We start from the raw sequence: 13,684 nt of genomic DNA on the forward strand, positions 1-13,684 counted from the left end.
TACGGCCTTGTGTCATACGAAATTCGCTCCCGCGTAGCGCCGAAACGGATCGGGCTGCGTCGGCGAATTCATATTCGGTGCGCATGAAATTTTCATCCACCGATATAAGACATCTCAATTTTTTTACTTTGTGCAGTCTCTTCCGTACGAATTTCTGAATACCTGTCTTCACGTTGACTCAAGATCAATCCGATGGCAGCGGCAATTTGTGCGTCGCTCTTGTCCGCACGGATGAGTGCGCGCAAATCATGACCGGACTGCGCGAACAGGCAGGTGTACAGCTTGCCATCGGTCGAGAGGCGGGCGCGCGTGCAAGTGGAACAAAAGGCTTGCGTCACGCTGGAGATGACGCCGATTTCGCCGCTACCATCGGCATAGATCCAGCGCTCGGCAACTTCACCGGTGTAGTTGGGTTCGGCTTCGATGAGTGGCATCTCGGCGCCGATCATGCGCACGATCTGAGCCGAGGGAATGACATCGTTCATGCGCCAGCCGTTGGAAGCGCCCACGTCCATGAATTCGATGAAGCGAACGATGTGGCCGCTACCCTTGAAGCGTCGCGCCATCGCAACAACATCCTGATCGTTGCCCCCTTTTTTCACCACCATGTTGATCTTGATGGGCGCAAAACTCGCGTCGTGCGCAGCGTCTATGCCTCTCAGCACATCCTCTACCGGAAAATCGACGTCATTCATGGCGCGGAATACTGCTTCATCGAGCGAATCGAGGGAGACGGTGACACTCTGTAGGCCTGCGGCCTTGAGCGCGCGGGCTTTTTTGGATAATAGCGAGGCGTTGGTGGTGAGGGTCAGATCTAGTGATTTTCCGTCATGCGTCTTGAGGGCGGCCAGCATCTCGATCAACACTTCGAGGTTTTTACGCAGCAGAGGTTCGCCGCCGGTGAGGCGGATTTTTTCGACGCCATGGGCGACGAACAGGCGCGTCATGCGCGTGATTTCCTCAAAGCTCAAGAGTTCGGATTTCGGCAAAAATTGATAGTCCTTGTCGAATACTAACTTTGGCATGCAATAGGTGCAGCGGAAATTGCAGCGGTCAGTTACAGAAATGCGCAGGTCACGCAAGAGCCGACCACGCGTGTCCGCCAGCGTACCACCTAGGCTAAACGCGTGCGCCGGAATGATGGCCACACGGCTGACGGCGCGCTGATCAACTACGGGAATGAGCGTCGTGCTCATAGAGGCTTTGTCGCCTGGAGTGTTTGTTTTTTCATACCGTCTTTGCTTGTGCCAAGCGTTGCAAATGTTCATTAGCAGTGAAATCACCTTGCAGTGCTGCAAGCTGATACCAGTGTGATGCCTGGCTAATGTCCGCCGCAATACCTAAACCGAATTCATACAACTCGCCAAGACCACGCTGCGCCATAGCGAAATGTTGTTGTGCTGCGAGCTGCATCCAAGAAAAGGCGATGGCCTCGTCCTTACGCACGCCACGGCCGCGCAGGTAGCGTATCGCCAGCAAACGTTGTGCGCGGGCTATGCCATAGCTAGCGTCAGTTCGTAATACTTCCGCCGATTCTTCCCACGTCAAAAAAGCTTTCAGCGCATTGAGTTCGTCAGTCATTCTCATGCCTCCTATTAATCTCTTCGCCACGCCTCATACCTTGTCCGATCAGGTGATTCTCGCTCAACTTCTGCGTGAGCTTGTTGGTCACGGACAGGGATTCCTGTGGATCCTGCCCACTCACGTTTAGATATTCAATGTCCCTGTCTCCATGATGCGCTAGTTGGCGGCGTAGACGCGCACGTCCTGCGATATCTTCATTGAACAGAAATGGGGTCCGCACATCGCGCAAAAATGTGCTGACTTGGCACCCTCCGCTGGTAGGGTTTCATCATGGAATTCCCGCGCCGTGTCTGGATCGAGACCGAGATTGAACTGGTCTTCCCAACGGAACTCGAAGCGTGCCTTGGACAAGGCGTTGTCGCGGATTTGAGCGCCGGGGTGTCCCTTGGCAAGGTCGGCCGCATGGGCCGCAATCTTGTAGGTGATGACACCCGTCTTGACATCATCTTTGTTCGGCAGGCCGAGGTGCTCCTTGGGCGTGACGTAGCACAGCATGGCAGTGCCGTACCAGCCGATCATGGCCGCGCCGATGCCAGAAGTGATGTGGTCATAGCCTGGTGCAATATCGGTAGTCAGCGGCCCGAGGGTGTAGAACGGTGCTTCGTGGCACTTGTCCAACTGTAATGCCATGTTTTCTTTAATCATGTGCATCGGCACGTGACCGGGGCCTTCTATCATGACTTGAACGTCGTGCTTCCATGCGATCTGGGTCAGCTCACCCAAGGTTTTTAATTCACTGAACTGCGCTTCGTCATTGGCGTCGAAGATCGAACCGGGACGCAGGCCATCACCCAGACTAAAGCTGACGTCATACGCCTTCATGATCTCGCAGATGTCTTCGAAATGGGTGTACAGGAATGACTCCTGATTATGTGCCATGCACCACTTGGCCATGATCGAGCCGCCGCGCGAAACAATTCCAGTCATGCGATTGGCGCACATCGGCACATACGCGAGCAAGACACCGGCATGGATCGTGAAGTAATCGACGCCCTGTTCGGCTTGCTCGATAAGCGTGTCGCGGTAGATTTCCCAGGTCAGGTCTTCGGCCTTGCCGTTGACTTTCTCTAGCGCCTGGTAAATCGGCACGGTGCCGATCGGCACGGGGGAATTGCGAATAATCCATTCGCGCGTCTCGTGGATATTTTTGCCGGTGGACAGATCCATCACATTGTCAGCACCCCAGCGGATCGCCCAGGTCAGTTTGTCGACTTCCTCGCAGATGCTGGAGGTGGTGGCAGAGTTGCCGATATTGGCATTTATTTTCACCAGGAAATTGCGACCAATAATCATCGGTTCAATTTCTGGATGGTTGATGTTGAGCGGGATGATGGCGCGGCCACGGGCAACTTCTTCGCGCACAAACTCAGGTGTAATTTCGGCCGGAATGCTGGCACCGAATGATTCGCCCGGATGCTGGCGACCCATTAATGCAGCCATTTTTTTGCTTGACTGTCCGGATGATTCTAATTCTTCCAGATACTCCTTGCGCCGCATATTTTCGCGGATGGCGACGTACTCCATCTCTGGTGTGATGATGCCCTGGCGGGCATAGTGCATCTGTGACACATTTTTGCCTGGCAATGCGCGACGCGGCTTGCGCGTGAGGTTAAATCGCATGTCGGCCAGCTTCGGGGCATTCATGCGCTCAATGCCGTAAGCCGAACTCGGGCCGCATAGCTCCTCGGTGTCGCCCCGCTCAATAATCCATGGCGTGCGCGGCGTTTGCAAACCGGAGCTGATGTCAATACTGACATGGGGATCGGTGTACGGTCCGGAGCAATCATAGACAACAATCGAAGGGTTCTTCTCAACATCGTAGGGAGCGGCGGTATCTGACTGGCTGATTTCGCGCATCGCCACCTGGATATCAGGGCGCGATCCTTCGATATAGATTTTGCGCGAATTGGGCAGTGGCAGGATTGCACGTTCATCCACCGTAGCGGTGGTGGACAGGAATTTCGGTGTTGCGTTCATTGGGTTCCTAGGTGAACTACATTACATTTTGATTCGGCATATTCTGTGAGGGTGATGGCTGATGCAGAGATCATCTCGATACGACACCGGCGGCAGCGTCCTTCATCGCCGCAGGCTTACCCGGGGCGAAGTTGATGCAAAGCTCGTCAACCTCATTCAACAGCAGCGGCACATTCACGAACCCGCACGCATACGGTACCTGCCCCTCCCTGCAGCAGCCATCACCCTCCAGATACTTACACGATGCACAGGTGCCAAAGGGAGGCATACCCTTCTCCAACGTCACCTGACCAAGCATGCGCTGCAAGGTATGCGCGAAGTCGCCACGCACTCCGGCTGGCAGTGCATCCACCGCACGAACCATGACTTCAAAACAGTCGTTTGCAAGAACGGCCGTGGCTTTATCGGTAAGATCGAGCCGGGCGCTGCGCCCGTCGATCTCAGAGCGTAGCCGCGTCAGATAACCTTGTGTTTCGAGGTTTTTGATCGTCTGCGACGCTGTGCCCCGGGTCGTGCCATGAAACGTAGCGAAAGCGGAAGGCGTCCGCGAGAAGCGGTTGGCTCGCGCGAAGTATCTGAGCACCGTCCACTGTGCCGCCGTCAAGCCCTTCGCAAACCCTTCGCCGAATCCTATGCGCCCCAAGTGCAAGAACAGCTCTGCAATGCCACGACTATCCATTTTAGCTCCTTGATCATGCTGATATAGTAGCGTTTAAAAACCATAGTTACAAGAATTTAATTTCGTATAGCTACTAATAATCGGTAAGTACCACCTCTGCGTGGAAACGGTTGCCGGCCAAGGTTGCCGTGACGAATTCAGCGCGGATCACGAAGTCGCCGAAGCGTTCGCCCTCGTTCCGCTGTTTCGCGTACTGCACGATTAGCGGATCGCCTCGATCTGCGCTCGCGCCTCGGCCGTGATGTTGGCGAGGATCGCCTTCGCCCCATGTCGCCGCATAGACAATGAGGTTCTTCGTCTTGGCGAGAAGACCCATGTCGGCGTCCGCCATGTCGATGACGCGTGCATCGAGGCCATGCTTCTGTGCGGCCTTCTTCGCCTTGATGGCGAGGCTTTCGGCGTTGCCACTTTCGGTGGCGTAGAGGACCGTCAGAGATGCCCGCGGCCTAGCCGTAGTCGCCGGCACCGCCTCAGCGCCCTGTGCCGCCTCGAAGCCCGCGAAAAAACCAGCGAGCCAGCTCCGCTGCAGCGACGTCGTTCGCGACACGACCTTGTTCAAAACGCTAATCTCCTCCGTAGAGAACGGAGCGTTTTTTGGGATCAACGGTATGGCGCTCATAAATGCTTTCTACAATTCATTGTTTCGTGTTTCTGCAGGACCGTGTCAATGCCGGAGTAAAGATGTACCAAATGGCGCGTTAAAAGTGCCGAGTCCAAGTTTAGCAGCCCACATCTTCTCCATTTGCGCTTGCATCACTGTCGCAAAGCCACTTTGAATCTCGTCGAGCTGTCGCAGAGTGTCCTGATGCGAGGACAGCGATGTCATTGATGATAGTAACGGCCGCAACGCCGTACAAAACATGTGGAAGTTGCGTCCCGCTGCCACGGCTTGGTTCAGGAACGCGAAGTGATGTCCGCCACCCGTCCATGGCTGGTAGTGCGGGTTGAACACATCGCAGAATCCGAATGGACCGTAGTCGAGTGTGAAGCCACCGGCCGCGCAGTTGTCGCTGTTGAAGTTGCCCTGGCAGTAGCCGACGCGGATCCAGTTCGCCACAAGCGACGTCAGGCGGCTGCGTAACTCGCGCGCGAGCAACACCACTTTTTCGGCAGTGCTTAGTTTCTTGTCGATGACGTTACCGTACTCACGATCGATCAAGTGCAACACAATCTGCTCGAGCTCCTCCATCGCTTTCGGGTGTTCCTTCTTGCGCGCACGGCGACCGAAGAGCTCGAGTTGACCGACCCGAATGAACGACGGTGCGACCCGCGTCGAAATAGCGACTGCCTCCGATATAAGCATGTCGGGATCCTGCGAGCGCGAGCCCTCCGAATACCACGGCCGCTTGACCTTCTCCGTTTTTGAAACGTACAAACTCAGAGACCGTGACGTTGGCACACCGAGCGCATGCATGTGCTCCTGCGCTAAGAACTCCCGGACACTTGAGCGCAGGACGGCGTGACCATCCGCGCCGCGGCAGTATGGCGTCCGGCCGCCACCTTTTAGCTGCATTTCCCAGCGTCGACTGTTGATGACGGCCTCAAGCACGGAAACTGCGCGACCGTCGCCGTATCCGTTGCCGGTTTGGAACGGGCACTGTTGGGTGTATTCGGTGCCGAAGATGGACAATGCGTACACACACGCCCAACCCACCTTGCGCATCGGCTTCGGAACGTGCGAGATGTCGCCGGAGAACATGCGGACGAAGTCGCCCGACTGTGCCATGCGGTCGGCGAAGCCAAGTTCGCGAAAAAAGTTTTTGCTGTGAGCGACGTACTCGGGGTCTTTGATTGGCGTGGGATTGATGGGGACATAATGGCCCGTAAAAACTTGTCGCGGCGCGTGGTCGGCTCCGTCTGCTTTCGCGTCAGGATCGCAGTTGAGCGCGTCCATAAGCGAGTAGTTTGCCAACTTTGCAAGATCGTCGAGCGTCGCGATGGTTGGGGAGATTTCGTGGAATAGTCGATTTTGCATGTATTGGCCTGATTTTTGCCCTGATATTTATCTTGGTATCTACCCAGCCCGCGAGTAGAACGGCTGCTTACCTGCGGCGTGATCTGTCACATCGACGATTTCCAGGATTTCTGGGGCGACTCTTCTTACCATCACTTCCAAGCCCTGCCTCAGGGTTACTTGAGAAGACCCGCAGCCTTGGCAGCCGCCGCTCATGCTGATGAAAAGCTTGCCTTGGCGGACCTCCACCAGCGAAATTTTTCCGCCGTGGTTCGCTACAGAGCGATTGACTTCCTTGGCCAGCAGTTGCTGGACAAGTACGCCAAGTTCGACATCGGATCGTCCTTGCGGGCTGGTGCAAGCCGCCATCTCCAGGATCGATGGCACGCCGCTGAGCAACTGCATCCGGATCGCCGTTGCGATGGCCGTTTTCAGTTCTGCCCACGAGGTGCCCGCTTGCTTGACGATGGTCGCCACATTTTCTGCGATGAGCACATTGGCCACACCAGAAAGCGCGAACAGTCGCTCGACTAGCGGCGACCCGGCAGATCGTTCCTGGCTACCGAAAAAAAAAGGGCCGCCGGGATGTAAGCTGCGGCTCACGGTGAACTTGCAGGTGTCAGGGTCGGCCAGAGAAGTCTGCGCGCGGATACTGACTGGCTGCTCTACCAGCATGCTGCCTGTGTTAGACACTTTCGACGTCCTTCGCCGCAGCGCCCAAGGCGCGCAGGTCATTGAAGGCATGTATTCCCGTGTTATGACCATCGCTCCAATGGAAGCCGAGCGCATAGTTGCCGATGCTCTGTATCTGTTGCGGACTGACATCAGAGCGCACCGTTTTTGGGTCGAGCAAGGGGCGTCCGCTCATCTCCTCGACGCACAGGGCGCAACGACACGACAGACGCAACTCACGCACATCAAGCTCGTCGCGATGGCCATCCTCCCAGAGGATGGATAAGGTACGCGGATCGCGGCGCGCAAATCCGATGGGAATGTTGTGCGCACCGTCAGGCCGCGCCGTGCCCTCCATCCAGGCTGGCGCGCCCTCGTTGCTATCCCACTTCCAGACAAAGGGTTTCAACGCCACGACCGTCGTGTGCAGCTTTGCCACCAGCGTTGCTGCGATGGCGGCATACACCAAGGAGCTGTCCGACTTCGGCTGATCCACTACGATAGGTCTACCCTCATCACCGCAAGTGACAACATCGGCATCAAGCGGTAAGGCACCCAGAAACGGGATGCCGAGCTCCTGGCTCATCTGCTCGCCGCCGCCGTGACGGAAGATATCCGTGCTCTCGCCGCAGTGCGGGCAGGTGAAGCTGCGCATGTTTTCGACGATACCGAGAATTGGCACCTGCACTTTCTCGAACATGCGCAAGCCGCGCCGCGCGATCTTGAGGCTCACGGCCTGAGGTGTCGTGACGATCACCACGCCCGACAGCGGCATGCTCTGCGCCAGCGTCAACTGGGTGTCGCCAGTGCCTGGCGGGAGATCGAGTATCAGGTAGTCCAATCTTCCCCATTGCACACCGCCGACGAACATCTTCAGATATTTTCCCACCATTGGTCCGCGCAAAACGGCCGGTTTATCGTCTCCGGTGAGCATGCCCATCGATACCGCCTTCAGGCCGTGCCGTTCTGCCGGGATCATCATGTTCTCCGCGGTCATCGCTGGTAGCTCACCGGTCGGGATACCGAGCATGCCGGGGATGCTAGGGCCAAGGATGTCGGCATCAACTATGCCGACCCGCGCGCCTAGTTGTTGCAGTGCGAGTGCCAGATTGACGCTGACAGTGGATTTTCCGACGCCACCCTTACCACTGCCGACGGCGATGATATGCCGTATCCCTGGCAGTTTTTCAGCATCAACCCCCGCTTGGGATGCGGCGACTGGCGCCTGCTGTGGGCGGTAAGACTGTTCAGTGCTTTGCATGGCGCAAGTTCCTTGTGTTTTTAGTTTAGGGTTAAATTACGCTAAGTCAGGCAACCGGCAAGTTGAGCATGCCTCAATACATCGACAACGCGCTGTCAACGTGTTGTGACCATGCATGGACGCCACCTGGCAGGCTTATCATCTCTGTAAAACCATTCCGTTCTAAAAATAACGCCACCTGCATGGTGCGGGCGCCGTGGTGGCAGATGCAGAATATAGGCTGCTGTCTGTCCAGCTCAGACAGTCTGTCGAAAATGGTATTCATCGGCATTGGTACGGCGCCGTCAATATGACCTGCTTGAAATTCCCACTCTTCACGGACATCAAGTAAGACGGGCTGCAAACGCAGATCATCTGCAAGCCATGCGGCCAATTCAAAGGCGTTTAAAGTCTTCATTTTTTCTTCTCTACACCGCTATCAGTTCGATATTCGGCTCTATCGTCCGCACCAGATTCTCGATGCCTTTGAGCGTCCCCGCGATTGAGCTCGGGCAGGTGCCACAAGCACCTTGATAGTGAATGCTGAGATAATTGCCCGCCAAACCAACTATGTGCAGATCACCGCCATCGCCTTGTAAAGAAGGGCGGATCTGTTCATCAATCAGCTCGGTGATGTGTTCAAGACGGGCCTGATCCTCGTCACTGAGGTCGGCGATGGCAGTGCGCGCTTGCGCAAGCGTGGCAGCCGATTGCGCAGCAGCTGCCGGTGCGGCGCGCAGTGGCACGGCAATTAAGCGCACTAACTCGGGCCAGTCGGCCTCGCCATCTTGCGTTACGGTGAGCCAGCGATCCACGTAAAACACATTGCTTACGTGTTCAATCTCGAACAGTGTCGAGGCGAGTACATCGTCCCGGGCTTGTCCGGCGTTTTCGTAGGAGTGGCTAATACCCCAGGTGAGTGGCTCGTGGAGCGTAAATTTCACCGCATTCGGGTTGGGCGTGTCTTCAATTTCAGCAATTTTTGGCATGGCAATTTCCTTAAACTGATTCGACTGCCGCTTGCAGCAATTTTTGCAGTTCGCCTTGATCAAACATCTCGCGCATGATGTCGGAACCGCCGACAAACTCGCCCTTGATATACAGCTGCGGTATGGTCGGCCAATTAGCGTAGGTCTTGATGCCATCGCGGATTGCCTGGTCGCCCAACACATCCACCGTGAACAGCGTGGGTCCACCGCAAGCTGCGAGCATCTTGATTGCCGCACCGGAGAAGCCGCACTGCGGGAAGTTGGGCGACCCCTTCATGTATAGGACGACTGGGTGAGTAGTTACTTGTTGCTTAATTCTTTTTTGCGTGTCTATCATGATTCTTTTCCTCGGCAATTTAATTGCCATCTTTGAGCCAAGTCTCAGGCGTAAAAGTTCGTATTGACAGTGCATGAATTTCTGAACGCATGCGCTCGCCTAGTGCCAAATATACTAATTGATGTTGCTGCACCATGTTCTTGCCGTTGAATTGCGGGCTAACGATCACCGCCTCGAAGTGCTGACCGTCATCGCCCTTCACTTCGACGTAATCACTAGGCAATCCATCTATGATGTAGCTTCTTAAATCACTTGCTGTCAGCATCGTCTACTCTCAATGTAAAGTTACCCGGAACACCTACAAGGACCACAGGAACGATGCAATCGTCAAAACTTCTGTGTGTTCCTATCGGGAAAATTATTTTCATGGCTCAGGCAGCGCCGATTGCCGCGTGCATAGGGTCATGTTCCGCCTCGGTCGTCGTGTTCTCAATGGCGTTGAATGCTGCCTGCAGTGTGTGCCACGGCAGAATCGCGCATTTGACGCGCGTCGGCAGCTCGGCTATCCCGGCAAACACCGTCAGCCGACCGATGTGGTGAGCGCCGTTCAGATCGAGCTTGCCGGTCGCCATGTCGAGAAATTCGTGGATCAATACTTCTGCCTCACCCCGGGTTTTTCCCTTGACAGCGACCGTCATCATCGATGCCGAGGCCTTGCAGATTGCGCACGCGGCGCCTTGAAACGCGATGCCGTCGACACATTCACCACACAGATTCAGTGCTACGTCGATGTGGTCGCCACACAGCGGATTGTGGCCTGCCGCATGGTGACTGGCATGCGCGAGCATGCCGTAATTGCGCGGCTTCTTGTTATGGTCGAGGATAACCTCTTGATATAAAGCTCTAGGATCGGCCATTATGCAAACACTTTCTGCACGGTGCGGATACCGGCGATCAGGGCATCGACTTCTGCCATGCTGTTGTAAAACGCAAACGAGGCGCGCGAGGTGGCCGGCAATTTGAAGCGCTGCATTACTGGCTGCGCGCAATGATGCCCGGTGCGCACAGCGACGCCTTCTTGATTGAGTAAGGTCCCGATGTCGTGCGGGTGCACACCGTCAACTGCAAACGACAACACTGCGGCCTTGTGCAGAGCGGTGCCGATAATGCGCACTCCCGGTATCCGAACCATCTGCTCGCTGGCGTAATTGAGCAGAGCAAGTTCATGCTGGCCAATGGTGTCCATGCCGATGTCCGACAAATAATCCACTGCGGCACCAAGCCCGATGGCGGCCGCGATCGGTGGCGTCCCAGCTTCAAATTTGTGCGGGATCGTATTGTAGGTGGTTTTCTCAAACGTCACCGACATGATCATGTCGCCGCCGCCCTTGAACGGAGCCATCTGCTCTAACCATGCAGCCTTGCCATAGAGAATGCCGATGCCAGTCGGACCGCATAGTTTGTGACCTGAAAATGCATAAAAGTCACAGTCCAGATCCTGTACGTCGACCGGCATGTGCGGCACGGCCTGTGCACCATCGACCAGCACCGGCACCCCGTGTGCATGGGCAAAGGCGATCATCTGCTTGATCGGATTGATCGTGCCCAGCGCGTTCGAGACGTGCATGACGCCGACAAATTTAGTGCGCGCATTAAATAGCTGCTCGTACTCGTCTATCAGTAGCTCGCCGGCGTCATTGATCGGCACTACACGAATCCTTGCGCCTTTTTCTTCTGCCAGCATTTGCCACGGCACGATGTTGGAATGGTGCTCGAGCGTGGTCAGGATGATTTCATCACCTGGCCCGATGAACTTGCGGCCGTAGCCGTGCATCACCAGATTGATGGCATCGGTGGTGCCGCTGGTGAAGATCACTTCGCGTTCTTCCCGCGCGTGAATGAAATGTTGCAGCTTGCGCCGCGCCTCTTCAAATTCGTTAGTCGCGATCTCCGAAAGAGTATGCACCGCACGATTGATATTAGCGTGTTGTGTGCTTTGATAACGCACCATGCGATCAATCACCTGCTGCGGCATCTGGCTAGATGCCGCATTGTCGAGATACACCAAAGGTTTGCCGTTCACTTGCAGCTTGAGGATGGGAAAATCGGCACGTATCCGCTCGACGTCGAAGCTGGCGTCGGTTGCTGCTTCAAGCGCTATTTTTTGGACTATTTGGAGGCTACTCATGGCGAGCCCGTCGTTTGTTCGAGCACGGTCTGCTCGAGTTGAAGTTTGAGTGAGGCAACCGGAATACGGTCGATGATCTCGGCGCCGAACGCATACGTCAGTAGATTGCGCGCCGCCGCCTCGGTCAAGCCGCGGCTCTGTAGATAAAACACCTCTTCGCTGTCGAGCTGGCCTATGGTTGCACCGTGCGTGCATTTAACATCGGAAGCAAAAATTTCTAGCTGCGGCTTGGTATCGATGTGCGCCTTGGTAGTCAATAGCAAGTTACGGTTGGACTGTTTTGCATCGGTACCCTGTGCACCTTTGTGCACCATGACTTTACCGTTGAAGACGGCATGCGCGCTGCCGCCGACGATGCACTTGTGCTGCTGACGGCTGGTACCGTGTGGATGGGCATGATCCATACAGGTATGCGTATCAGCCAGCTGCCTGCCTGAGATTAGCGTCAGACCGTCAAGTGCGCAGGTGGCGCCATCGGCCGTTTGCAGCACGTTCAGGTTATAGCGCGAAATGCGCGCACCCAGCGCGACACTCACCGACTGATAATTGCTGGCGCGCCCAAGCGACACCGCGCAGCTCGCAATATGAAACGCTTGACTACCTTCGCGCTGCACCCGGATGTGATTCACATGCGCACTCTCTTCGAGCACGATTTCGGTCACCGCGTTGGTGAAGTGGGGCTCTTCTTGCCAGCGCGGTTGGTACAACACCACGTAATCCTCGATCACGGTCACGGCACTGCCAGCCTCAGCCAGTACCAGGCAACGCGGCGTACTGACCACCTCTTTTTGGGTCGCAATAAACAGTACATGCACAGGCGCTGCCAGCGCTATGTCACGCGGCAAGATGAGTACGGCAGCATCATGCAAAAATGCGGTATTTTGTGCAGTAAATACCTCGTTATTAAATGCGGCGTGGCGGCCAAGATGGGCTTCTAGCGCCGCTTTGTGGGTAGCCATTGCTGCCGTCAGGCTGGACACCATCACACCACTATCTAAGCCGTCACCTTCATTGGCACTGGACAAATGCGGCGCATAAAGTCCATCCACAAAGACCAGCCTGGTAGTTGCTTCTTCAATGTAAAAATGAGCAACATCAGCTGCGTCGATTGCACTTGCACTGAGTGCTGGTGCAAACGACATCTTGCTCAGCAGGGAAATATCGGTAAAGCGCCAATCCTCGTCACGGGTAGTGGGCTGCTTGAGTACGCCGAAGCGCTCAACCGCCTGCGCGCGCAATGCCTTGAGCCACGCCGATTGGCTCGCCTCCATTTGCAGTTGCGGCTGCCCTGCCATCAGGCTGGTAAAATAATGTCCGGCAAGCGCCGGCACCAATGGGGTCGTTTCGCTCATGCGGGCACACTCGCAGCAACCTTGTGCTCGGCGCTGACCCATTCGTAACCGCGCGTCTCCAGTTCCATTGCCAGCGCCTTGCCGCCAGTCTTGATAATGCGCCCGGCTTCCATCACGTGCACGTAGTCTGGCACGATATAGTTCAGCAGACGCTGATAGTGGGTCACCATCACCATCGCATTGTCTTGTTTAGCGAGCTGATTCACACCTTGGGCGACGACCCTGAGCGCATCGATGTCGAGACCAGAATCGGTCTCATCAAGAATGGCCAGACGGGGAGCCAGCAGCGCCATCTGCAATATTTCGTTACGTTTTTTCTCGCCGCCGGAGAAGCCTTCATTGACACTACGGTCGAGAAAATCGGGGTTCATTTCCAGCAGCTTCATCTTTTCGCGCACGAAATCATCAAATTCAAGTGGGTCGAGTTCTTCCTTGCCACGCTGTTTTTGAACCGTGTTGTACGTCAAGCGCAGGAACTGGCTGTTGCCGACGCCGGGCACCTCGATCGGATACTGGAAAGCCAGAAAAAATCCGGCGCGCGCACGTTCTTCAGGTTTCAACGCCAACAGGTTTTGGCCTTCGAGCAGCACGCTGCCGCTGGTCACTTCATAGGCTGGGTGACCGGCAAGCACCTTGGCAAAAGTGCTCTTGCCAGAACCATTGAGGCCCATGATCGCGTGGATTTCACCGCTCCTGACGGTGAAGTCAAGGTCCTTCAGAATTTCAACGCCATTGACGCTCGCGCACAGTCCGCGTACCTCAAGCAATACCT

General features: G+C 55.8%; 15 protein-coding genes and 1 pseudogene. All 16 read right to left on the reverse strand.

What is annotated here, in order from left to right:
* Positions 1–92: 92 nt before the first annotated feature.
* Positions 93–1,196, reverse strand: coding sequence for a GTP 3',8-cyclase MoaA (moaA, locus tag RGU75_RS23115; protein ID WP_322240066.1), 1,104 nt, complete (start codon positions 1,194–1,196; stop codon positions 93–95).
* Positions 1,197–1,227: 31 nt separating this feature from the next.
* A complete protein-coding gene (locus RGU75_RS23120; RefSeq protein ID WP_322240068.1) occupies positions 1,228–1,581 on the reverse strand; it encodes a tetratricopeptide repeat protein in 354 nt (117 codons plus the stop codon).
* A 165-nt stretch (positions 1,582–1,746) separates the two neighbouring features.
* A pseudogene (thiC, locus tag RGU75_RS23125) lies at positions 1,747–3,561 on the reverse strand (phosphomethylpyrimidine synthase ThiC); the annotation flags it as partial.
* A 70-nt stretch (positions 3,562–3,631) separates the two neighbouring features.
* Positions 3,632–4,240 carry a MarR family winged helix-turn-helix transcriptional regulator gene (locus RGU75_RS23130; protein ID WP_322240070.1) on the reverse strand — a complete coding sequence of 203 codons (609 nt, stop codon included), beginning with the start codon at positions 4,238–4,240 and terminating at the stop codon, positions 3,632–3,634.
* Between the two features lie 73 nt (positions 4,241–4,313).
* Positions 4,314–4,859 (reverse strand): flavodoxin domain-containing protein, encoded by a 546-nt coding sequence (locus tag RGU75_RS23135; protein WP_322240072.1) that lies wholly within the window; start codon positions 4,857–4,859, stop codon positions 4,314–4,316.
* 45 nt (positions 4,860–4,904) lie between these two features.
* Complete coding sequence (locus RGU75_RS23140) at positions 4,905–6,215, reverse strand: protein adenylyltransferase SelO family protein (RefSeq protein WP_322240074.1); 1,311 nt, start codon at positions 6,213–6,215, stop codon at positions 4,905–4,907.
* A 39-nt stretch (positions 6,216–6,254) separates the two neighbouring features.
* Complete coding sequence (locus RGU75_RS23145) at positions 6,255–6,887, reverse strand: NifU family protein (RefSeq protein ID WP_322240076.1); 633 nt, start codon at positions 6,885–6,887, stop codon at positions 6,255–6,257.
* The gene (locus RGU75_RS23150; protein WP_322240078.1) at positions 6,880–8,127 is read right to left on the reverse strand and encodes a P-loop NTPase; all 1,248 of its coding nucleotides are present in this window, start codon (positions 8,125–8,127) and stop codon (positions 6,880–6,882) included. The genes RGU75_RS23145 and RGU75_RS23150 overlap by 8 nt, the downstream gene beginning before the upstream one ends.
* Before the next feature lie 73 nt (positions 8,128–8,200).
* Positions 8,201–8,524, reverse strand: coding sequence for a rhodanese-like domain-containing protein (locus tag RGU75_RS23155; protein ID WP_322240080.1), 324 nt, complete (start codon positions 8,522–8,524; stop codon positions 8,201–8,203).
* A gap of 10 nt (positions 8,525–8,534) precedes the next feature.
* Complete coding sequence (locus RGU75_RS23160) at positions 8,535–9,095, reverse strand: NifU family protein (RefSeq protein ID WP_322240081.1); 561 nt, start codon at positions 9,093–9,095, stop codon at positions 8,535–8,537.
* 10 nt (positions 9,096–9,105) lie between these two features.
* Entirely contained in the window at positions 9,106–9,429 is a 324-nt protein-coding gene (gene grxD, locus RGU75_RS23165) for a Grx4 family monothiol glutaredoxin (RefSeq protein WP_322240749.1), read from the reverse strand.
* Positions 9,430–9,451: 22 nt separating this feature from the next.
* On the reverse strand, positions 9,452–9,697 hold the full coding sequence (locus RGU75_RS23170; protein ID WP_322240083.1) for a BolA family protein: 246 nt from the start codon (positions 9,695–9,697) through the stop codon (positions 9,452–9,454).
* Positions 9,698–9,803: 106 nt separating this feature from the next.
* Positions 9,804–10,289 (reverse strand): Fe-S cluster assembly sulfur transfer protein SufU, encoded by a 486-nt coding sequence (gene sufU / locus RGU75_RS23175; protein WP_322240085.1) that lies wholly within the window; start codon positions 10,287–10,289, stop codon positions 9,804–9,806.
* Positions 10,289–11,560, reverse strand: a complete 1,272-nt coding sequence (locus tag RGU75_RS23180; protein WP_322240087.1) for a cysteine desulfurase — start codon at positions 11,558–11,560, stop codon at positions 10,289–10,291. Before RGU75_RS23180 ends, sufU begins: the two co-directional genes overlap by 1 nt.
* Entirely contained in the window at positions 11,557–12,912 is a 1,356-nt protein-coding gene (sufD, locus tag RGU75_RS23185; protein ID WP_322240089.1) for a Fe-S cluster assembly protein SufD, read from the reverse strand. Before sufD ends, RGU75_RS23180 begins: the two co-directional genes overlap by 4 nt.
* Entirely contained in the window at positions 12,909–13,679 is a 771-nt protein-coding gene (sufC, locus tag RGU75_RS23190; protein WP_322240751.1) for a Fe-S cluster assembly ATPase SufC, read from the reverse strand. The genes sufD and sufC overlap by 4 nt, the downstream gene beginning before the upstream one ends.
* Positions 13,680–13,684 lie beyond the last annotated feature (5 nt).

Origin of the sequence: Glaciimonas sp. CA11.2 (assembly GCF_034314045.1) — a bacterium.
GTDB lineage: Bacteria > Pseudomonadota > Gammaproteobacteria > Burkholderiales > Burkholderiaceae_D > Glaciimonas.

Excerpts from the sequence above, each read along its gene's own strand:
- moaA (WP_322240066.1), bottom strand. The coding sequence starts at position 1,196 with ATGAGCACGACGCTCATTCCCGTAGTTGATCAGCGCGCCGTCAGCCGT.
- RGU75_RS23160 (WP_322240081.1), bottom strand. The coding sequence starts at position 9,095 with ATGCCAAAAATTGCTGAAATTGAAGACACGCCCAACCCGAATGCGGTG.
- RGU75_RS23135 (WP_322240072.1), bottom strand. The coding sequence starts at position 4,859 with ATGAGCGCCATACCGTTGATCCCAAAAAACGCTCCGTTCTCTACGGAG.
- RGU75_RS23140 (WP_322240074.1), bottom strand. The coding sequence starts at position 6,215 with ATGCAAAATCGACTATTCCACGAAATCTCCCCAACCATCGCGACGCTC.
- RGU75_RS23130 (WP_322240070.1), bottom strand. The coding sequence starts at position 4,240 with ATGGATAGTCGTGGCATTGCAGAGCTGTTCTTGCACTTGGGGCGCATA.
- RGU75_RS23120 (WP_322240068.1), bottom strand. The coding sequence starts at position 1,581 with ATGACTGACGAACTCAATGCGCTGAAAGCTTTTTTGACGTGGGAAGAA.
- RGU75_RS23170 (WP_322240083.1), bottom strand. The coding sequence starts at position 9,697 with ATGCTGACAGCAAGTGATTTAAGAAGCTACATCATAGATGGATTGCCT.
- sufU (WP_322240085.1), bottom strand. The coding sequence starts at position 10,289 with ATGGCCGATCCTAGAGCTTTATATCAAGAGGTTATCCTCGACCATAAC.
- sufD (WP_322240089.1), bottom strand. The coding sequence starts at position 12,912 with ATGAGCGAAACGACCCCATTGGTGCCGGCGCTTGCCGGACATTATTTT.
- RGU75_RS23155 (WP_322240080.1), bottom strand. The coding sequence starts at position 8,524 with ATGAAGACTTTAAACGCCTTTGAATTGGCCGCATGGCTTGCAGATGAT.
- RGU75_RS23150 (WP_322240078.1), bottom strand. The coding sequence starts at position 8,127 with ATGCAAAGCACTGAACAGTCTTACCGCCCACAGCAGGCGCCAGTCGCC.
- RGU75_RS23180 (WP_322240087.1), bottom strand. The coding sequence starts at position 11,560 with ATGAGTAGCCTCCAAATAGTCCAAAAAATAGCGCTTGAAGCAGCAACC.